Source organism: Acidovorax lacteus, assembly GCF_039540375.1.
In the GTDB taxonomy this organism is placed as follows: Bacteria; Pseudomonadota; Gammaproteobacteria; order Burkholderiales; family Burkholderiaceae_C; genus Acidovorax_G; species Acidovorax_G lacteus.
In genome coordinates, this window is the sequence record NZ_BAABEX010000031.1 from 45,848 (window position 1) to 64,274 (window position 18,427).

Annotated in this window: 18 protein-coding genes; 9 read left to right on the plus strand and 9 right to left on the minus strand. The window is 68.7% G+C overall.

Going from position 1 to position 18,427, the window contains the following annotated elements; genetic code table 11:
- The first annotated feature begins 20 nt into the window (after nucleotides 1-20).
- Entirely contained in the window at nucleotides 21-776 is a 756-nt protein-coding gene (locus ABD866_RS15990; protein WP_345067497.1) for an endonuclease/exonuclease/phosphatase family protein, read from the plus strand.
- A 1,241-nt stretch (nucleotides 777-2,017) separates the two neighbouring features.
- On the opposite strand, the gene ABD866_RS15995 is transcribed toward ABD866_RS15990, so the two are convergent.
- Nucleotides 2,018-2,536, minus strand: coding sequence for a Spy/CpxP family protein refolding chaperone (locus ABD866_RS15995; RefSeq protein ID WP_345067499.1), 519 nt, complete (start codon nucleotides 2,534-2,536; stop codon nucleotides 2,018-2,020).
- A gap of 300 nt (nucleotides 2,537-2,836) precedes the next feature.
- On the opposite strand from ABD866_RS15995, the gene ABD866_RS16000 reads away from it, so the two are divergent.
- The 3 genes from ABD866_RS16000 (at nucleotide 2,837) to ABD866_RS16010 (ending at nucleotide 4,817) form a co-directional block, all read left to right on the plus strand.
- Nucleotides 2,837-3,931, plus strand: a complete 1,095-nt coding sequence (locus tag ABD866_RS16000; RefSeq protein ID WP_345067501.1) for a recombination-associated protein RdgC — start codon at nucleotides 2,837-2,839, stop codon at nucleotides 3,929-3,931.
- Between the two features lie 44 nt (nucleotides 3,932-3,975).
- Nucleotides 3,976-4,227 (plus strand): DUF3297 family protein, encoded by a 252-nt coding sequence (locus ABD866_RS16005; RefSeq protein ID WP_345067504.1) that lies wholly within the window; start codon nucleotides 3,976-3,978, stop codon nucleotides 4,225-4,227.
- A gap of 128 nt (nucleotides 4,228-4,355) precedes the next feature.
- Entirely contained in the window at nucleotides 4,356-4,817 is a 462-nt protein-coding gene (locus ABD866_RS16010; RefSeq protein WP_345067507.1) for a hypothetical protein, read from the plus strand.
- Nucleotides 4,818-4,845: 28 nt separating this feature from the next.
- Here the strand turns inward: ABD866_RS16010 and ABD866_RS16015 are convergent, their stop codons facing one another.
- Complete coding sequence (locus ABD866_RS16015; RefSeq protein WP_345067510.1) at nucleotides 4,846-6,012, minus strand: acyl-CoA dehydrogenase family protein; 1,167 nt, start codon at nucleotides 6,010-6,012, stop codon at nucleotides 4,846-4,848.
- Between the two features lie 92 nt (nucleotides 6,013-6,104).
- Nucleotides 6,105-7,292 (minus strand): acetyl-CoA C-acyltransferase family protein, encoded by a 1,188-nt coding sequence (locus ABD866_RS16020; RefSeq protein WP_345067513.1) that lies wholly within the window; start codon nucleotides 7,290-7,292, stop codon nucleotides 6,105-6,107.
- 392 nt (nucleotides 7,293-7,684) lie between these two features.
- On the opposite strand from ABD866_RS16020, the gene ABD866_RS16025 reads away from it, so the two are divergent.
- Nucleotides 7,685-8,455, plus strand: a complete 771-nt coding sequence (locus ABD866_RS16025) for a TetR/AcrR family transcriptional regulator (RefSeq protein ID WP_345067516.1) — start codon at nucleotides 7,685-7,687, stop codon at nucleotides 8,453-8,455.
- On the opposite strand, the gene cueR is transcribed toward ABD866_RS16025, so the two are convergent.
- Both cueR and ABD866_RS16035 read right to left on the minus strand, forming a co-directional pair.
- Nucleotides 8,444-8,872: a Cu(I)-responsive transcriptional regulator gene (gene cueR, locus ABD866_RS16030; RefSeq protein ID WP_345067518.1), complete on the minus strand. Its 429-nt coding sequence runs from the start codon at nucleotides 8,870-8,872 to the stop codon at nucleotides 8,444-8,446. The genes ABD866_RS16025 and cueR overlap by 12 nt on opposite strands.
- 10 nt (nucleotides 8,873-8,882) lie before the next feature.
- A complete protein-coding gene (locus ABD866_RS16035) occupies nucleotides 8,883-9,086 on the minus strand; it encodes a heavy-metal-associated domain-containing protein (protein ID WP_345067521.1) in 204 nt (67 codons plus the stop codon).
- A 149-nt stretch (nucleotides 9,087-9,235) separates the two neighbouring features.
- Between ABD866_RS16035 and ABD866_RS16040 the strand changes: the two genes are divergently transcribed.
- The 3 genes from ABD866_RS16040 (at nucleotide 9,236) to ABD866_RS16050 (ending at nucleotide 14,055) form a co-directional block, all read left to right on the plus strand.
- Complete coding sequence (locus tag ABD866_RS16040) at nucleotides 9,236-11,533, plus strand: heavy metal translocating P-type ATPase (RefSeq protein ID WP_345067524.1); 2,298 nt, start codon at nucleotides 9,236-9,238, stop codon at nucleotides 11,531-11,533.
- A 105-nt stretch (nucleotides 11,534-11,638) separates the two neighbouring features.
- Complete coding sequence (locus tag ABD866_RS16045; RefSeq protein ID WP_345067528.1) at nucleotides 11,639-13,276, plus strand: methyl-accepting chemotaxis protein; 1,638 nt, start codon at nucleotides 11,639-11,641, stop codon at nucleotides 13,274-13,276.
- Between the two features lie 122 nt (nucleotides 13,277-13,398).
- Complete coding sequence (locus tag ABD866_RS16050) at nucleotides 13,399-14,055, plus strand: hemerythrin domain-containing protein (protein ID WP_345067531.1); 657 nt, start codon at nucleotides 13,399-13,401, stop codon at nucleotides 14,053-14,055.
- On the opposite strand, the gene ABD866_RS16055 is transcribed toward ABD866_RS16050, so the two are convergent.
- Nucleotides 14,028-15,140, minus strand: a complete 1,113-nt coding sequence (locus ABD866_RS16055) for an alkene reductase (protein ID WP_345067534.1) — start codon at nucleotides 15,138-15,140, stop codon at nucleotides 14,028-14,030. The two genes, ABD866_RS16050 and ABD866_RS16055, sit on opposite strands and share 28 nt — an antisense overlap.
- Before the next feature lie 316 nt (nucleotides 15,141-15,456).
- On the opposite strand from ABD866_RS16055, the gene ABD866_RS16060 reads away from it, so the two are divergent.
- Nucleotides 15,457-16,704 carry a YbfB/YjiJ family MFS transporter gene (locus ABD866_RS16060; protein WP_345067536.1) on the plus strand — a complete coding sequence of 416 codons (1,248 nt, stop codon included), beginning with the start codon at nucleotides 15,457-15,459 and terminating at the stop codon, nucleotides 16,702-16,704.
- A gap of 9 nt (nucleotides 16,705-16,713) precedes the next feature.
- Here the strand turns inward: ABD866_RS16060 and gstA are convergent, their stop codons facing one another.
- The 3 genes from gstA to ABD866_RS16075 all read right to left on the minus strand — a co-directional run bounded on the left by gstA (nucleotide 16,714) and on the right by ABD866_RS16075 (nucleotide 18,421).
- On the minus strand, nucleotides 16,714-17,319 hold the full coding sequence (gene gstA, locus ABD866_RS16065; protein ID WP_345067540.1) for a glutathione transferase GstA: 606 nt from the start codon (nucleotides 17,317-17,319) through the stop codon (nucleotides 16,714-16,716).
- Between the two features lie 241 nt (nucleotides 17,320-17,560).
- Nucleotides 17,561-17,815: a YkgJ family cysteine cluster protein gene (locus ABD866_RS16070; protein WP_345067544.1), complete on the minus strand. Its 255-nt coding sequence runs from the start codon at nucleotides 17,813-17,815 to the stop codon at nucleotides 17,561-17,563.
- A 9-nt stretch (nucleotides 17,816-17,824) separates the two neighbouring features.
- Entirely contained in the window at nucleotides 17,825-18,421 is a 597-nt protein-coding gene (locus ABD866_RS16075; protein WP_345067546.1) for an NADPH-dependent FMN reductase, read from the minus strand.
- Nucleotides 18,422-18,427 lie beyond the last annotated feature (6 nt).

Below are 18,427 nucleotides of genomic sequence, written 5' to 3' on the forward strand. Positions count from 1 at the left end.
CACGGCATCGGCCTTCTCCCATGCGGCTGCGCCTGGTCACGCTCAACACCTGGAAATGCGACGGCGCGTACCGCGAGCGCCTGCCGCGCATGGCAGCGGGCCTGGCCGCGCTCCAGCCCCACATCGTGCTGCTGCAGGAATGCTTTGCCACTGCCGATGGCAGCACACACACGGCCCGTGCCCTGGCCGACGCGCTGGGTCTGCCCCTGTGGGAGACCCCTGCTCGCGCCAAGCCGCGCCTGTGGCAAGGCCATGGGGTGCACAGCCATGCGGGCCTGGCACTGCTGGGCGACTGCGAGCCGGTACAAGCGCTGGCGCTGCCACCCCACCCCCACGATGGCGAACGGGTGGCCCAGATCGCCCGCTGGCGCGGCCCAGGACCTGCGCTGTGGATCGGCCATGTGCACCTGGCCGCCGGGGCCGACGCCAGTGCCGCGCGGCTGCAGCAGTGCCAGCACCTCACCGACCGCCTGCAGGCGCTGGCACAGGCCGACAGTGCGGTGCTGGGGGGTGACTTCAACGCCGAACCCCAGGCCCCCGCCCTGGCCCCGCTGCGCGCAGGCTGGCAACTTGCTGGGCAGGGGCCCACACCCGCCACCTGGTGGAACGCACAGGGCCAGGGCCTGGCGCTGGACCACTGGTGGCTGCGTCCCGGCGCTGCAGGCTGGCAAGCCCACACGGTGCAGCCTGTGTTGCAAGGCCTGCTGGGCGACCCGGCGGGCCTGGCCAGCGACCACAGCGGGCTGCTGGCGGAACTTTTGCCCCCAAACGCCTGATCTGGCGCGGGCCCGCAGGCCCATTCGACGCGCTCAGTCCGCGCCAGGCTTGGCGCGGCGGCGTACGCTCCACGCGCTTTTGCACAAAGTTGTCCACAGCCCAGCGGCTACGGAGCCAGTCCCCATGCCTCGGGCTTTGGTTGTTCATTGATGGCTTTATCTTGAAATAGTAGGAGTAGTAGAGGCGCCCCCAGTCTGTGGACAAGCTGATAAATCCTCGAAAAATCAAACACTTGCGTGCATGACATCCTTGGGTATGGCACCCGGGTGCGGCTGCACCCGTTTCGGGGACAACTTGCCAAATGGCAGGGTTGGTGTGGACAAACCGGCCGTTGTGCGCCTTCTGTCCCCACAGTTGTGCACCGCAACGGGCCTGCGGCAGACCGGCTACCCCCCGGGGCAGACAAGGGAGGCAGGCCTTGTATGTTGTGCTCGGCGTGCCGTCCACGGCGGCGGTGGTGGCCTGGGCGTGGGGCGCAGGCGTGCCGGTCGGCTCAGGCGACCGGTGTGTGCAGGCATGTGCCGACGGCAAGACGGTGGTTGGGAACTTCCGGCGCGCGGCACCGGGTCATCGGTCATTCGGTAACGCAGGGCATCAGGCATGGACGGAGGGGCCTTGGGAAGCGCTGCACAACGCCTTGCGGTTCATCCCGACCCGCACCCGTGCATCCTCGCCAGGGTTGTGCAGAGCTTTCATCGCGGCGACAGCACGGGTTGCTCGGGTCCCAGCTGGCCCACCAAGCCACGGTGCCGAAGCGCCCGCCGGCCCCACGTGTGCTGATCCTCAGGCCCCGCCGGGCGTGCCTCCCGGCGGCGTGCCCCAGACCACGGGTTTTTTCACAAGCGCCGCCGCGCTGCCCGCGAAGCGGGGACATTTTTCTTCCTTGAATGCAATATCTTGAAGTAGTAGTAGGTAGTAGAGTGCCCTGTATGTTGTGGACAAGCTGACAAAATCGTTTCAAATCAAAAGCTTGCAGAACTTTCAACCCTGTGTGCCAACACGGGAGCCGACGGCTTGGAAGCCGACAACAACTCTAGAAAAGCGCTCTGCGGTGTGGACAAGTCGTTCTTGTTCCGCTGTTTGTGCACGGCTTTGTCCACAGGCGATGGATCGTGCGGCTGGCACCATGAAAAAACCCGCCGGCGGCCCGAAGGCAGCGGCGGGTGGAGAGGGGAGCAACGGCAGTGGGCCGGTGCCGGAGGGCATGGCCACGGTGTGCGCTGCCAGGCCAGGGCGGGTGTCAGCCGTGGTGGCGGCCGTGTCGTCCGTGGCCTTCGCCCGGGCCGCCGTGGCCCATCATGCGCAGGCTCTGGGCGTCAAAGGTCTTTTGCTGCTCGGGGTTCAGCGTCGCATAGAAGCTCTTGGTGGCCTGGGCGCGGCGGTCGGCCTCGGCGGCGTGGCGCTGGCGCAGCTCCTGCATGCGGTCGATGCGCTGGGGCGTGGTCAGTTGCGCCCATTGGTCGCGGCTCGGGCGCTCGGGTTTGGCCGCCGGTTGCAGCGCGGTGGTGAAGGCCGTCCAGGCCGGTTCCTGGGCGGGGCTGAGCTGCAGCTTGCTCTTGAGCTCGTTCAGGTGGCGCTGCATGCGCTCCTGGCGGCGCTGCTGCGCTCCTTCGGGCGATCCGCCCTTGCCCGCATGGCCGTGGCCCATGCCCATGCGACCACTGTCGGGGCCGGGGCCCGCAGGCGTTTGGGCAAAGGCGGGGGCGGCCAGGGCGGCCAGCAGGGCGGTGGCGGCAAGGCGGGTGGTCCAGGGGTTCATGAGGCTTCCTTTCGGTGGTGGGTTCATCGGTTGCCAGGGCTGCGGCGCAGCACCTGTTGCGATGGAAGCCAGTGTCGGCCGCGCATGTATCGCCCGCATGTGGCTTTGCTGCGCTTGTGTAAAGTTCGCGGCTTTCAAAGATTGGAGCCAAATAGGCTGCTCGTGCTTATCAATCAACCACGAGCAGCTCATTTTTTGATAGCAAACCCGGTTTTGTCCACCACCTGCCCGGGCTTGAACGACAATGGCCCCCCTTGCCGCCCCCAGGGCGGGCGTGTTCCGTTTTGTTGAGGTGTTGCCGTGTTCAAGAACATGATCGTGTACCGCATTGCGCCGCAGTGGCAGTGCACGCTGGAGCAGATGGAGGAGGCGCTGCAGAAAGCGCCGTTTGCCGAGTGCGGTGCCACGCAAGACAAATCCATCGGCTGGGTGCCGCCGCGCGGCGATGCGCACGGCCCGCTGGCCGAGTCGGTGGACGGGCAGTGGATCCTGCGGCTGATGTCCGAATCCAAGATGCTCCCGGCTTCGGTGCTGGCGCGCAAAGTGAAGGAAAAGGCCGCGCAGATCGAGTCCCAGACCGGCCGCAAGCCGGGCAAGAAGGAGCAGCGCGAGCTCAAGGACGAGGCGCGGCTCGATTTGCTGCCCATGGCCTTCACCAAGCAGGGCTCGACCTGGGTGTGGATCGACCCGCGCGCACGCTGGCTCGTCATCGACACCGGCAGCCAGGGTCGCGCCGACGAGGTGGTGAGCCTGCTCGTCGAGCTGCTGCCCCCGGGCTTTGCCGTGGCGCTGCTGCACACGCAGACCAGCGCGCAGGCGGCCATGTCGCACTGGCTGAGCACGCAGGAATCGCCCGCGGGCTTCAGCCTGGGCCGCGAATGCGAGCTCAAGGCCAGCGACGAAGCCAAGTCGGTGGTGCGCTATGCGCGCCATCCGCTCGACATCGAAGAAATCCAGGCCCACATTGCGGCCGGCAAGCTGCCCACCAAGCTCGCGCTGGGCTGGGACGACCGCGTGCACTTCGTGCTGACCGAAGGCCTGCAGATCAAGAAAGTGGCCTTTGAAGACACGGTGTTCGAAGGCACCAGCCAGGACGACGGCGGTTTTGACACCGACGTGGCCATTGCCACGGGCGAGCTGGGCAAGCTGATCCCCGACCTGATCGAGGCGCTGGGCGGCGAAGCCGACAGCGGCATCCTGGCCGCAGCGGCCGAGGCCGGTGGCAACGGCACCTCACCAACGACGGCCTCCAGCGCTGGAGCCCCCTCTGCGCCCAAGGCCCCGCAGGCCGCCCCAGCCGCCCCGCACCGCCCGGTGCGCGCCCAGGGCGGCGGCGTGGTCACCGGCCCGGCCAGTGTGCCGGTGGACACCGATCCGGATTCCGCGCCGTTCTGAGCGCTCCCTTTGTTGATTCTGATTCCCGACACTTACCGACTGCCATGACCGACGCATCCACCCGCCCCGCACTGCCCGACCGCCTGAGCATTGACCCCCGCAGCCCGCACCATGTGGCCGCCGTGTTCGAGCACGACATCGGCATCCGCTTCAACGGCAAGGAACGCTTCGATGTCGAGGAGTACTGCGTGAGCGAAGGCTGGATCAAGGTGCCCGCCGGCAAGACGGTGGACCGCCGCGGCCGGCCGCTGCTGCTCACGCTCAAGGGGAGCGTGGAGGCGTTTTACAAAGACTGAGCGGGTGAGCAGTGGTGAGACCACTGGACCCAGAACTGACCGAATGGCTGCGCTATCGGCTGGACGTGCTGTGCGTAGCCCAGGTGGCTTTGCGACTGCGATCTACGTGGCAAGGCGATGTACCCGCCGTGGACATCCGTTTCGACGGCAAAACGGTGGTGGTTGGCAAAGCGACGGTGTTTACCAATCCTGCCATTGAGGCCGGGGTCATCCATGGGCGAGCGTTGCTGGAGTTCCTCGGCTTCAAGCTGAAGAAAGGCAGTTGCCATGCCTTGGCGATGGAGAAGCCGTCTCGCAAGGACGACCGGCATCTGGGCCATGTGGAGGTGCCCTGGCCGGTACTGCCTGATGCGTTCTCCGGTCTACAAGTGCTCGAGAAACCCGCTGAGGAGGCTCTTGCGTATCTCTTGTGGACCGCTAACAAAGGCTTGGCGCATAGCACCGGTGCGTTCACGGCCCATGAGAACAGCATTGCTCTCTTGGAGCTGTCGATGGGGCTGGTCCGTGAGCTGATGGTTCGCTACGTGTACCAGCCGTTGGGACAGACGGCTCCACCACCAACTGTCCAGATACAGCGTCGAGTGGACTGACGTCGCTGTGCCTGAGGCTCCCCACTGCTCACCGCCCCAGCAGGCCGCGCGCCACCAGCTCCTTCATCACCTCCGACGTGCCGCCGTAGATGCGCAGCACGCGCGCGTCGGTCCAGAAGCGCGAGATCGGGTACTCGGCCATGTAGCCGTAGCCGCCAAACAGTTGCAGGCACTGGTCGGCCACGCGGCCCATGCATTCGCTGGCGTGCAGCTTGATGGCCGAGGCGGCCTCGGGGCTGAGTTCGCCGCGGCGCAGTGCCTCGGTGCCTGCGCGCACGAAGGCTTCGCACGCGGCCACGTCGGTGGCGGCCTGGGCCAGGGTGAAGCGGGTGTTCTGGAACTGCGCCACCGCCTGGCCGAAGGCCTGGCGCTCCTGCACGTAGCGCACGGTGGCATCGAGTGCGCCTCGTGCCCCGTGTACGGCTTGCACGCCGATGATCAGGCGCTCGCGCGGCAGCTCGCGCATCATCTGCACAAAGCCCTGGCCTTCGGTGCCGCCCAGCAGCGCGTCGGCCGGCACGCGCAGGTCGTTGAAGAACAGCTCCGACGTGTCGCCCGCGTGCTGGCCGATTTTTTCGAGGTTGCGCCCGCGCGAAAAGCCGGGGGCCGTGGTGTCTACCAGGAACAGGCTCACGCCCTTGGCCCCGGCGGCCGGGTCGGTTTTGGCGGCCAGCACCAGCAGGTCGCAGTTTTGGCCGTTGCTGATGAAGATCTTGCTGCCGTTGATGACGTAGTGGTCACCGTCGCGCCGCGCCGTGGTGCGCAGGGCCTTGAGATCACTGCCCGCGCCGGGTTCGGTCATGCCGATGGCGGCAATGGCGTCGCCGCGGGCCATGCGCGGCAACCAGTGGCGGCGCTGGGCGTCGGTGCCGTAGTGCAGCAGGTAGGGCGGCACGATGTCGTTGTGCACCTGCAGCCCGCCCACAAAGCCGCCATAGCCGCGGCGCGACAGCACTTCGACCACGGCAAAGGAAAAGTCCACCGGCGCACCCGGGCCGCCCCAGGCCTCGGGCACGTCGGCGCACAGAAAGCCTTGCGCGCCCATGCGCGCAAACAGGCTGCGCGGCACCTGGCCTGCGCGCTCCCAGTCGCGGTAGTGGGGTTCGATCTCGGTGTCGCAAAAGCGCTCCAGCGATTCGGTGAAAAGCGCCAGGTCGGCGCGGGCGTCGTCGCTCAGGTGGTGGTTGGGCAGCATGGTGGTATGGGCAGCAGAGCAGCGGTGTGGGTGGGAGGGTGGAACAGGGGTCGGGTCAGGGCCGGGGCGGCATGGTCGATCCTGGGGGGGGGTTACACCCGCTCGAACACCGCCGCAATCCCTTGCCCGCCGCCAATGCACATGGTCACGAGCGCATAGCGCCCGCCGGTGCGGTGCAGCTCGGCAATGGCTTTGGTGGTGATGATGGCCCCGGTGGCCCCCACCGGGTGGCCCAGCGAGATACCCGAGCCATGGGGATTGACCTTGGATGGCTGAAGGCCCAGTTCCTGGATCACGGCACAGGCCTGGGCGGCAAAGGCTTCGTTGGCTTCGACCACGTCGAGGTCGTGCACCGTGAGGCCCGTGCGCGCCAGCACCTTCTGTGTGGCGGGCACGGGGCCGATGCCCATGTAGGCGGGCTCCACCCCGGCGTGGGCATAGCCCACCAGGCGGGCCAGGGGCTTCACGCCCAGCGCGGCCAGGCGGTCGCCCGCCACCAGCGTGACGGCGGCGGCGCCGTCGTTGATGCCCGAGGCATTGCCCGCGGTGACGGTGCCGCCGTCTTTCTTGAACGCGGGCTTCATGCCGGCCAGCACCTCCAGCGTGGTAGCGGCGCGCACATGCTCGTCTTCGGCAAACAGCACCGTGCCTTTGCGCGTGGCGATTTCCACGGGGACGATTTGCTCCTTGAAGTACCCGGCCGCGATGGCCGCGGCGGCGCGGCGCTGGCTTTCCAGTGCGAGCTGGTCTTGCATGGCGCGGCTGATGCCGTAGCGCTCGGCCACGTTCTCGGCGGTGATGCCCATGTGCATCTTCTGCCACGGGTCGTGCAGGATGCCCAGCATGTAGTCGATGCTCTTGCTGTCGCCCATGCGGGTGCCCCAGCGCGCGCCCTGGTCAAAGTAGGGCCCGCGGCTCATCGATTCGGAACCGCCAGCCACGGCCACGTCGCAGTCACCATAGCCAATGGCCTGCGCGGCCGACACGATGGCCTGCAGGCCCGAGCCACACAGGCGGTTGACGTTGAAGGCCGGGGTTTCGATGGGGCAGCCTGCATCGATGGCGGCCACGCGTGCAAGGTAGGCGTCCTTCGTGTCTGTGGGGATGACGTTGCCCATGACCACATGGCCCACCGCGTCGGGCGCGAGGCCCGCGCGCGCAATGGCGGCTTTCACGGCCGTGGTGGCGAGCTGGGTGTTGGGCACGTCCTTCAGGCTGCCGCCAAAGGTGCCGATGGCGGTGCGGGCGGTGCTGACGACAAACACGTCGCGGTGTGTCATGGTGGGGGGCTCCGGCAGTGGTGGGCAACAAGGGGGTCAGCGGGCGCGCGGCCTGGTGGCCGAGCCTCCGCAGGCGCAGGTCTGGGGCGTTTGGTTTGCTATAAAAAACGGAGCTGCTCGTGCTTGATTCAGCTTATCTTCAGACGGTTCACCTTCCAAGAATGAGCAAAATCAGGCACAAGCCGCTATCAAAAAAGGAGCGCACAACTGGGCCCGGCGATGGCAACCCCGTCTGATGCAGGGATTGCCAGCGCCGGCCTTCTAATAGCGACCTGTGCGCCACGCGATCAGGCCCAAGAATACTACTGGTGCGTAAATTATTTACCCGCGAGTAGAGTTGGATGCGTTCGTGCGGTGCCTGCACCCGCATCCACCCAGGGGTTTGCTGTTCCATGCCCAAGACTTTGACCACTGCACCCGCACCGGCATCGGCCGGCGCACCTGCCGCACGCCGCCGCCGCGCGGCGCCTGCTATGCCGCTGGCCCCCGGCGGTGCGGCAGCCTCGCCCTGGGCCCCGGTGGCAGACCGTGAGCAGCAGCGCGAGGCCAAGCGCCAGGCCGTGCTGCAGGCGGCGGCGCAGCTGTTCAACGAGCGCGGTTTCCATGCCACTTCGCTGGATGACATTGCTGCGCGGCTGAACGTGAGCAAGCCTACGCTGTATTACTACGTCAAGAGCAAGGACGAAATCCTGCTGCAGTGCGTGCGCCAGGGGCTACAGATGATGCGCGAGGGCATCGAGGCCTCGCGCGCGGCCGGCGGCCAGGCGCTTGATCAGCTGCTGGCCTGCATGCACGTGTATGCGCGCATCGTCATGCAGGACTTTGGCATGTGCCTGATCCGCGTGGGCGACGAGCAGGTGCCGCCCGAAAGCCGCAAAGAGCTGCGCCGCCTCAAGTCCGAGATCGACCAGGCGTTCCGCCGCCTGGTGGCTGCGGGCGTGGCCGAGGGTTCGCTGCAACCCTGCGACCCCAAGATGACGGCTTTTGTGATTGCCGGTGCGCTCAGCTGGATCGGCCGCTGGTACCGGCCTGACGGCCCCTGCACCCCCGACGAGGTGGCGCAGCAGTGCATCGACCCGCTGCTGCAGGGCGTGCTGCGGCGTACCGCGGCCCAGCCAGCCATCAAGCGCACACGGCGGGGGCCTTTGGCCTCAAGGCGCTGAGCCAGTCGCCAGGTCGTCCAGGATCGGGCAGTCCGGCCGGTCGTCGCCCTGGCAGCAGGCCACCAAGGCTTGCAGGCTGCGCTGCATGGCCTGCATGGCGGCGATGCGCTGGTCCAGGTCTTCGATGTGGGCCTGTGCGATGCGTTTGACGCTCGCACTGCTGCGGCGGCGGTTGCGCCACAGCGCCAGCAGCTCGGCGATCTCGTCCATTGAAAAGCCCAGGTCGCGGGCGCGGCGGATGAACTGCAGCGTGTGCACGTCGGCCGCCGTGTACTGGCGATAGCCGCTGTCGGTGCGGGCCACTCCGGGCAGCAGGCCCAGCGCCTCGTAGTGGCGCACCATGCGCGCCGAAATGCCTGCGCGCTGTGCTGCCACGCCAATCGCCACAGGCGTGGTCGTGGGGTGGGAGGCCGCCATGGCCACAGGCTCAGGCGGCAGCCGCCACCTGGTAGCCCTCTTCGGCGATGGCCCGGGCGAGCGTGTCTTGCGGGGCGTCGCTGGTCACGTCCACGCGGCCTTGGGCGCGGTCGATCTGCACTTGGGCATTCGGGTCCACCTGCACAAGCGCCTGGCGCACGGCGCGCTCACAGTGGCCGCAGGTCATGCCCTGGACATCAAAACGGTATTGCATGCAAGCTCCTTGGAAATGTGATGGCACGGGAAGATGATGAAGCCTGACACGGTGTCAGAGTCAAGCGCCGAAGATGCCCGCGGCGGCATGAGGCTTGATCTTGCTCAAGGCTTGACCTTGCCATTGCGTCAAGGATTACGGTCTCGCCCATGAACCCCTCTCCCACTTCCCTCCAACCTGCCGCGGCCCAGCCCGCGGGTGCTGTGCTGGACCTTGGCGTCGGCGGCATGACCTGCGCGAGCTGCGTGGGCCGCGTCGAGCGCGCGCTGCGCAAGCTGCCCGGTGTGCAGGAGGCCACGGTGAACCTGGCCACCGAGTCGGCGCGCATTGTGTTTGCGCCCGATGCGGGCTTGCAGGATGGTGCCACGCCCGAGGCACGCGCCCGCCGTGCCGTGCGCAACGCCGGTTATGAGCCACGCGACGCGGCGGCTGCAGTAGATGCCGCTGCCTCATCGCCCTGGCAGGGTTTCGGGCCCGTAGCGCTGGGGCTGCTGCTGTCGGCCCCGCTGGTGCTGCCCATGCTGGCCGGGCTGTTCGGCCTGCACTGGATGCCGCCTGCCTGGGTGCAGTGTGCGCTGGCCACGCCCGTGCAGTTCATTCTGGGCGCGCGCTTCTACAAGGCTGGCTGGCACGCCGCGCGGGCGCTGTCGGGCAACATGGATCTGCTGGTGGCGCTGGGCACCACGGCGGGCTGGGGGCTGTCGGTGTGGCTCTGGGCCACGGCGCATCCGGGCCACGAGCCGCATCTGTACTTCGAGGCCTCGGCCGTGGTCATCACCCTGGTGCTGCTGGGCAAGTGGCTGGAGGCGCGTGCCAAGCAGCAGACCACCGCGGCCATCCGCGCGCTGCATGCGCTGCGGCCCGAGCGCGCGCACCTGCTCACCCCGGACGGCGAGGTGGATGTGCCGGTGGCCGAAGTCTTGGTGGGCGATCGCCTGGTGGTACGGCCGGGAGAGCGCATTCCGGTGGACGGCACGGTGGCCGAGGGGCGCACGCAGGTGGACGAGTCCATGCTCACTGGCGAGCCGCTGCCGGTGCCGCGCGAGCCCGGTGCGGCGCTCACTGGGGGTTCCATCAACGGCGACGGCCGCGTGGTGATGCAGGTCACCGCCGTGGGTGCGCAGACCGTGCTGGCCCGCATCATCCACCTGGTGGAGGACGCGCAGGCCGCCAAGGCACCGATCCAGCGCATGGTGGACCAGGTCTCGGCCGTGTTTGTGCCCGCGGTGCTGCTGATCGCGCTGCTCACGCTGGCGGGCTGGTTGGTGGCCGGTCATGGCCTGGAGGCTGCGCTGATCCACGCCGTGGCGGTGCTTGTGATTGCCTGCCCTTGCGCCCTGGGTCTGGCCACACCGGCCGCCATCATGGTGGGCACGGGCGCTGCGGCCCGCCACGGCATCCTGATCAAGGACGCCCAGGCGCTTGAGACGGCGCACCGGGTGCGTGTGGTCGCATTCGACAAGACCGGCACGCTCACCGCAGGACGGCCCCGGCTGACGGCCCTGAAGCTGGCGGCGGGCGTGGACGAAGCCGCATTGCTGCAGGCGGTGGCGGCCGTGCAGGGCGGTAGCGAGCATCCGTTGGCGCGCGCGGTGGTGCAAGCGGCTCAGGAGCGCGGCCTGGCACTGCCTGGTGCCGAAGCGGTGCGGGCTGTGCCCGGCAGCGGCACCGAAGGCTGTGCGCTGGGCCGGGTGTTGCGCATCGGCAGTCTGCGGTGGATGGAGTCGATGGGCGCTGATCTGGGGCGTCTGGCAGCGCAGGCCCAGGCGCTGCAGCAGGATGGCGCCACGGTGTCGGCCGTGGCCGAGCGGTCCGCAGGGCAGGACAGCCCCTGGGTTGTGCAGGCGCTGATGGCCTTTGGAGACGAGCCCAAGCCTGGCGCGGCCGAGGCGCTGGCGACGCTGCGTGCCCGCGGTGTGCGCTGCGTCATGGTGTCGGGCGACAACCGCGGCGCGGCCGAGGCCATGGCGCGCCGCCTGGGCCTGGACCCAGCAGCCGGTGAGGTCTGGGCCGAGGTGCTGCCACAAGACAAAGCGCGCGTGGTGCGGGCGCTGCAGGCCGGCGCAAGCGCGCCGGGGCTGAACCCTGCCGCACAGGGCCGCGCGACCGTGGTGGCCATGGTGGGCGATGGCGTCAACGATGCGCCAGCCCTTGCGGCCGCCGACGTGGGCCTGGCCATGGGCAACGGGACCGACGTGGCCATGCACGCCGCGGGCATCACGCTCATGCGGGGCGACCCGCGCCTGGTCGCGGCTGCGCTCGACATTTCCCGGCGCACGGTGCGCAAGATCCGGCAGAACCTGTTCTGGGCGTTTGTTTACAACGTGGCGGGCGTTCCGCTGGCCGCTCTGGGCTATCTGAGCCCGGTGGTGGCGGGGGCTGCCATGGCGCTGAGTTCGGTGAGCGTCATGGCGAATGCCCTGCTTCTAAGGCGCTGGCGTGTGTGATAAACAGGTGTCTGGAAGGGATACCTTCTGTCACACTCAGCGCTTGGCACTTTGGGGTCGTCGGTACTGTAGAAGCCGTCACCTGTTCATACAAGGGAGACCGTCATGAATGTGTTTTTGCTCATGCGCCAGTTCACCATCCGGCTGCGCATGCTGGGGGCCATTGGCGTGGTGCTGGGCCTGCTCGGTCTGCTGGGCAGTGCGGGCATGATGGGGATGCTGCGCATCCATGCGATGAGTGACGACTTCATGGCCCACTCGTTTGCCGAGGTGGGCTATCTGGCCGACCTGCGCGGCCAGATGGGTGCGGTGCGCCAGCACGAGAAGGACATGATCATCCAGTACGAAAAGCCCGAGGCGGTGAAGGAAGCGCATGCCAAGTGGCTGAGCAGTCTGGACGACTCCAAAAAGTCTGCGCAGCGTTTCTTGGGCGGTGAAGACGACGGGGACAATGCCCTGGCCCTGGACATCGTCAAACGGCTGGACAGCTACCGCGACCTGTTTGCGCCCGTGGCCCGTCAGCTGGAAGCCGGTGGTTACGACACCGCCACGATTGCCAACCGGATGAGCGGCAAGGCCGTCGCAGAGTTTGCCGAGGCCGACAAGCTGATGGTGCAGCTCGACGAGGTGCTGCGCAAAGAGGTGCAGGCGTCGGTGGCGCAGCAGCGCCGCATTTCTGACCAGACCAAGTGGCTCTTTGCCCTGGCGGTGGTGATCACGGTGGTGGTGGTGGTGCCGCTCACCTTGCTGAACATGCAGTCCATCTGCAAGCCCCTGGCCGAAGCGCAGCGCATGGCGCGCGCGATTGCGGGTGGCGACCTGTCCCAGACGATTGCTGCCGAAGGGCGCGACGAGGTGTCTGACCTGCAGCGCGCGTTGGCCGAGATGCAGCAGGGCTTGAGCGCCCTGGTGGCCCAGGTACGCGACGCCAGCGGCAGCATCGCCACGGCCAGTCAGGAAATCGCATCGGGCAACCAGGACCTGTCGTCGCGCACCGAGCAGACGGCCAGCAATGCCCAGGAAGCCGTGGGTTCGCTGGCCCGCCTCACGGGCACGGTGCAGCAGACCGCATCGTCCTCCCAGATGGCCAACCAGCTCGCGGCGTCGGCATCGGGCACGGCCACACGTGGTGGCTCGGTGGTGGAGCAGGCGGTCTCCAGCATGCACGAGATTTCGGCGTCGAGCCGCAAGATCAGCGACATCATCGGCCTGATCGACTCGATTGCCTTCCAGACCAACATCCTGGCGCTCAATGCGGCGGTGGAGGCTGCGCGTGCGGGCGAGCAGGGCCGGGGCTTTGCCGTAGTGGCGGGCGAGGTGCGCAGCCTCGCACAGCGCAGCGCGCAAGCGGCCAGCGAGATCAAGGGCCTGATCAGCACCAGCGTGGCGGCTGTGGACGGCGGGGTGCGCCATGTCGAAGACGCGGGTGCGGCCATGAAAGAGATCGTGGCCAGCGTGCAGCGGGTCAGCGACATCATCGGCGAGATCTCAGCGGCCGCCACCGAGCAGTCGGCCGGCATCGGGCAGGTCAACCAGTCGGTGGGCGAAATCGACCGCATGACGCAGCAGAATGCAGCGCTGGTGGAGCAGTCGGCCGCATCGGCCGAGTCGCTGCGCGAGCAGGCCGCGCTGCTGTCGCAGGTGGTGCAGCAGTTCCGGCTGTCGGATGCGTATGTGCACGCCCGTGCCGACTCCGGCACGCGCCTGGCCGGCTCGGCCGCGCCGACGGCACTCCTGCGCTGAGGGCCGCGACGCGCGGCGTGCCCCGGGGGCATGCCAAGGCCCGGAGAGCTTGATCCGCCTCAAGACTGGGCCCGTTGCGGTGTGGCACGCTGCGGGCTTCCGCATTTCGCTGTCCGCCTGCCATGTCTTTGCCCCTGAGTGTGCGCATCCTGCGCGAGGAGCATGCTTCGCTCACGGCTGTGCTGCATTCGTTGCGCACCCTGATGGAAGAAGGCCCCGATCACGCCGGTGCCGCCTTTTTCGACGCCATGCGTGCGATGTTGTTCTACATCGACGAGTTCCCGGAGCGCCAGCACCACCCGCGCGAAACCCAGTTTCTGTTTGAACCGTTGGCACAGCGTGCCCCTGAGGTCGCTGCGACGCTGGAGCGGCTGGAGGCCGAGCATCGTCACGGCGAGCAACAGGTGCGCGCGCTGCAGCAACAGTTGCTGGCCTGGGAGCTGCTGGGCGAAAGCCGTCGCCCCGCGTTTGCGCAGGGCCTGCAGCGTTACGTGGGCCATTACCTGGACCACATGCGGCGCGAAGAAACCGAGCTGCTTCCCGCCGCGCTGGCGCATTTGACACCCGAGGACTGGGCGGCCGCCGACGCGGCGTTTGCCGCGCATGTGCATCCGCTGTCGGGCCATCCGGGGCGCGATCCGGCCTACGACCGGCTGTTCACGCGCATCGTGCTGCGCGCGCCCGGACCATTCGGCCTGCGGGATGCCGCAGGCCAGGCCAGCCGTACCCAGGCCGCGCTGCGGCCCCAGGCTCAGGCGGCAGCGTTCAAGGCGGGGTAGTCGGTGTAGCCCTCGGCACCGCCGCCGTACAGCGTGGCGCGCTGCACCTCGTTGAGCGGAGCGCCCTGCACCAGCCGCGCGACCAGGTCGGGGTTGGCAATGAACGGACGTCCAAAGGCCACGATGTCGGCCGCACCGCTGGCCAGGGCTGCCTCGGCCAGTGCCTTGTCGTAGGCGTTGTTGACCATCCAGGCGGCACGGCCACCTGCGTCGCGGTAGGCCTGGCGCAGCGCCACGTAGTCGAACGGACGGCCCTCGACCTCGCGCGGGCCACCGGTGGCGCCCTCGATCACATGCACATACGCCAAGCCCAGTGGCGCGAGCTGGCGCACCACGTGATCGAACAGTGGTTGCGGCTGGCTGTCGTGGATGTCGTTGGCCGGGGTCACGGGCGACAGGCGGATGCCGGTGCGGTCACCGCCGATCTCGGCCGCGACGGCGCGCGTTACCTCCAGCAGCAGGCGGGCGCGGTTCTCGATGCTGCCGCCGTAGGCGTCTTGGCGGTGGTTGGCGCCGTCCTTGAGGAACTGGTCGATCAGGTAGCCGTTGGCGGCATGGATCTCGACGCCGTCAAATCCGGCCTCGCGCGCAGCGCGGGCCGCGCGGCGGTAGTCCTCGACGATGCCCGGAATCTCGGACAGTTCGAGCGCGCGGGGCATCGAGGTTTCGGTGAAGGTGGGCACGCCGTCCTTGATCAGCACCGTCTTGGTCTTGGCCTGGATGGCCGACGGGGCCACGGGCGCGCCGTTGCCTGGTTGCAGGTCGGTGTGCGAGACGCGGCCCACATGCCACAGCTGCACCACGATGCGGCCGCCGGCCTCGTGCACCGCCTGTGTGACCTGCTTCCAGCCTTCGATCTGCTCGGGTGCGTACAGGCCGGGCACGTCGGCGTAGCCTTGGCCTTGGTGGCTGATGGCCGTGGCCTCGCTGATGATCAGCCCGGCTGTGGCTCGCTGGCGGTAGTAGGTCGCCACCAGGGCCGTCGGCACGGCTCGCGGCGAGCGGTTGCGCGTGAGCGGTGCCATGGCAATGCGGTTGGTCATCTGCAGCGCGCCGGCTTGCAGGGGTTGGGTCAGAAGGCTCATGGGATTCCTTGAAAACGGGTCGGGATGGTGTCGCCGTGCCGCAGCGGGCATGGCGCATGCACCCCGCAGCGTAATGCTGCGCTGCAAAACGTGCAGTACGCGCGCGGCTGCGCGGGTTGGGCTTTTGTGCTAACCGCGCGGGCCGCTTTGGGCGCATGGGGTGTTCAGGGCCCCCTCGTGCGGCAGCCACGGCGGTCGTGGCCCTGGTGGCGCATGGGGGACGCGGCAGGGCTGTCGCAGTGCGCGGCCTTGCGGCAGACTGGGGCTTTCCGTTGCTTGTGTGGGCCGCCGCCCGGCGCTGTGGCCCGTTGTCTGCATGGCCCTGACTCCGATCGCCACGATACCCGGCCCCCGCGGTCCGGCGCTGCGCGCGTTGCTGCTGGCGCTGGCTTTGTCGCTGGCGGCTGCGGTGTCACTGGGCATCACGCGCTTTGCCTACGCGCTGCTGCTGCCGCCCATGCGCGACGACCTGGGCTGGAGCTTTGCGCTGGCTGGCGGCATGAACACCGCCAATGCCGTGGGCTACCTGCTGGGGGCGCTGGCTGCGCCGATGCTGCTGCGCCGCTGGCCCGCCACGCGCGTGCTGGGCTGGGCCACCGTGCCTGCGGCGCTGTGCATGGCGGGCTCAGGCTTTGTGGCCGATACGCCCACGCTGATGGCGCTGCGCCTGCTGGCCGGGGTGGCGAGCGCGCTGCTGTTTGTGGCGGGCGGCTTGCTGGCCGCGCGCCTGGGCGCGCAGTGGCCGCAGCGCGCGGGCCTGTTGCTGGGCCTGTACTACGGTGGCACGGGCTGGGGCATTGCGGCCAGTGCGGTGCTGGTGCCCTGGGCCATGGCGCAGGCCACCGGGCCGCACACCTGGGCCCCAGCCTGGTGGGCGCTGGCGCTGGTGTGTGCGGCCGCGGCGCTGGTGCTGTGCTGGCCGGTGCGCGCGCTGCAAGACCCCGCGCCGCCGCAGGCCGCTGCGGTGGCCCCGCCTGTTGCCACCGCCGTGGTGCCCGTGCCCTGGCGCGCGTTGGGGCCGGCGCTGGCGGGTTACACGCTGTTTGGTGTGGGCTATATCGGCTACATGACCTTCGTGGTGGCGCTGCTGCGCGAGCAGGGCGCAGGCGGCACGGCCATCACGGTGTTCTATGCGCTGCTGGGCCTGGCGGTGGTGGCGTCGTCGCGGCTGTGGGCGGGCCTGCTGGACCGCGCGCGCGGCGGCCAGGCGCTGGCGCGGCTCAATGCGCTGCTGGGGGTGGCGGCGGTGCTGCCCGCGCTCACGGCGTGGTGGCCGGTGGTGCTGGCCTCGGGCCTGCTGTTTGGCGGGGTGTTTCTGTCGGTGGTCGCATCGACCACGGCGCTTGTGCGCCACCACCTGCCGCCCGCGCAGTGGGCGGCGGGCATCAGCGCCTTCACCACGGTGTTTGCGGCCGGGCAGATCGCGGGGCCCACGGTGGTGGGCTGGATTGCCGACGGCCCCGGGGGCCTGGCCCGCGGGCTGGTGTTTTCGGCTGCGGCGCTGTGGCTGGGGGCGTTCAGCGCCGCGCGGCAGCGGCCCAACGCGCCGGGCCTGCTGCCGTGATGCCGGGGCTTACTTCATCAAGCCTTCGGCTTTGAGGGCGGCCTGCACGCCGGGGCGCGCTTCCATGCGCTGGCGGAAGGCCTGCAGGTGTGCCAGGCCGCTGGTGTCCACGCCCACGTACTGGCCCCAGCGCGAGACGGTGTACAGGTAGGCGTCGGCCACGCTGAACTCGCCGAGCAGGTAGTCTTTGCCCGCGAGCTGCTCGTTCACCCAGGCAAAGCGGGCCAGCAGGCGCTCGCGCACCAGGGGCTTGTAGTCGTCGGGTGTGTTCGGGGCAAACAGCGGGCTGTGGCCCTTGTGCAGTTCGGTGCCGATGAAGGTCAGCCATTCCTGCACGCGGTAGCGGCCCATGGTGCCGTTGGCCGGGGCCAGCGCCTTGGCGGGCACCTGGTCGGCGATGTATTGCACGATGGCCGGGCCTTCGCGCAGGCGCTCGCCGTTGTCGAGTTCGAGCACCGGCACGTAGCCCAGCGGGTTGATGGTGTAGAAGTCCGTGCCGTCCTGCAGCTTGTGCGTCTTGGTGCTGGCCAGCACGGGCGTGAAGGGCAGGCCGGCTTCGTGCAGCACGATGTGGGGCGACAGCGAGCAGGCACCGGGGCTGTAGTAGAGCTTCATGGACAAGGTTCCTTGGTGGGTCTGAGGGACAACAGGCTGCTGATCGTATGCGTTTGCCGCATTCCGTGCTGGCGCGGGGCCTGGCGCAGCGGGGCCGCCATGCGCCTGTGCGGCCCATGCCTGCGGGCGGCTTGTACAAGGCCTGGAGCGCTATTGATTTAATAGCTGGTCGTGCTTGACTTTGCTGGGTCGCAGGTCATTTTGGCTTGAAGTCGCCCAGGCACCGCAGTGCGGCAGGCCGTCAGGGCTGCGTGAGCCGCTCCAGCCGCGTGAGCGTGTGCAGCGCCTCGGCCGCGCTGGTGCCGCACATCTCGGCGCTGGGTTGCAGGCCTGCGCACACGGCCGGGCGGCCCGGGTGGCCAAAAATGCGGCAGCGTGCGTCGTCGCCCAACTGCACGCAGCGCACGCCCGCAGGCTTGCCCTGCGGCATGCCCGGAATGGGGCTGCTGATCGACGGCGCGATGCAGCAGGCCCCGCAGCCGCTGCGGCACTGCATGGGCGGGGCTCAGGCCGGTGCGTGCAGGCGGCCAGCCGCCCACAGCACCTGCTCGACCACGGCGCGTACGCGCTCTTGATGGGCGGCTTGTACCAGCTGGCCGTTGGCATCGAACGCGCTGGCCGCGCCGCCCAGTGCAAAGGCCTTGGGGGCCAGCCAGCATTCCAGGTTGACCAGCAGCGGGGCCAGGTGGCTTTGCGAGCGCAGGCCACCGAGCGCACCGGGCGATGCGCTGAGCATGCCCACCACCTTGCCGCGGAAGGGCTTGAGCCCGTCCTGCCACTCGGGGTGGCCGGCCACCGGGCTTGATGCCCAGTCGAGGGCGTTTTTCAGCAGGGCGGTGTAGCTGCCGTTGTACTCGGGTGAGCAGACGATCCACGCCGGATGCGCGAAGAAGAGTTCCTTGAGGCGCACCACGTCGCGCGGCGTGCCCTGGGCTTCGAGGTCGGCGTTGTAGAGCGGGATGTCGAAGTCGGCCAGCTCGATGTGCGTCACCGCAGCGCCAGCGTCCCGCCCGATGTCGGCGGCGACAGCGGCCAGTTGGCGGTTGAGGGACTGGGCGCGCGTGCTGCCCGCGAAGACGAGAAGGGGGGTGGAGGTGCTCATGCGGCC

Excerpts from the sequence above, each read along its gene's own strand:
- ABD866_RS15990 (WP_345067497.1), top strand. The coding sequence starts at position 21 with ATGCGGCTGCGCCTGGTCACGCTCAACACCTGGAAATGCGACGGCGCG.
- ABD866_RS15995 (WP_345067499.1), bottom strand. The coding sequence starts at position 2,536 with ATGAACCCCTGGACCACCCGCCTTGCCGCCACCGCCCTGCTGGCCGCC.
- ABD866_RS16005 (WP_345067504.1), top strand. The coding sequence starts at position 3,976 with ATGACCGACGCATCCACCCGCCCCGCACTGCCCGACCGCCTGAGCATT.
- ABD866_RS16015 (WP_345067510.1), bottom strand. The coding sequence starts at position 6,012 with ATGCTGCCCAACCACCACCTGAGCGACGACGCCCGCGCCGACCTGGCG.
- ABD866_RS16020 (WP_345067513.1), bottom strand. The coding sequence starts at position 7,292 with ATGACACACCGCGACGTGTTTGTCGTCAGCACCGCCCGCACCGCCATC.
- ABD866_RS16025 (WP_345067516.1), top strand. The coding sequence starts at position 7,685 with ATGCCCAAGACTTTGACCACTGCACCCGCACCGGCATCGGCCGGCGCA.
- cueR (WP_345067518.1), bottom strand. The coding sequence starts at position 8,872 with ATGGCGGCCTCCCACCCCACGACCACGCCTGTGGCGATTGGCGTGGCA.
- ABD866_RS16035 (WP_345067521.1), bottom strand. The coding sequence starts at position 9,086 with ATGCAATACCGTTTTGATGTCCAGGGCATGACCTGCGGCCACTGTGAG.
- ABD866_RS16040 (WP_345067524.1), top strand. The coding sequence starts at position 9,236 with ATGAACCCCTCTCCCACTTCCCTCCAACCTGCCGCGGCCCAGCCCGCG.
- ABD866_RS16045 (WP_345067528.1), top strand. The coding sequence starts at position 11,639 with ATGAATGTGTTTTTGCTCATGCGCCAGTTCACCATCCGGCTGCGCATG.
- ABD866_RS16050 (WP_345067531.1), top strand. The coding sequence starts at position 13,399 with ATGTCTTTGCCCCTGAGTGTGCGCATCCTGCGCGAGGAGCATGCTTCG.
- ABD866_RS16055 (WP_345067534.1), bottom strand. The coding sequence starts at position 15,140 with ATGAGCCTTCTGACCCAACCCCTGCAAGCCGGCGCGCTGCAGATGACC.
- ABD866_RS16060 (WP_345067536.1), top strand. The coding sequence starts at position 15,457 with ATGGCCCTGACTCCGATCGCCACGATACCCGGCCCCCGCGGTCCGGCG.
- gstA (WP_345067540.1), bottom strand. The coding sequence starts at position 17,319 with ATGAAGCTCTACTACAGCCCCGGTGCCTGCTCGCTGTCGCCCCACATC.
- ABD866_RS16070 (WP_345067544.1), bottom strand. The coding sequence starts at position 17,815 with ATGCAGTGCCGCAGCGGCTGCGGGGCCTGCTGCATCGCGCCGTCGATC.
- ABD866_RS16075 (WP_345067546.1), bottom strand. The coding sequence starts at position 18,421 with ATGAGCACCTCCACCCCCCTTCTCGTCTTCGCGGGCAGCACGCGCGCC.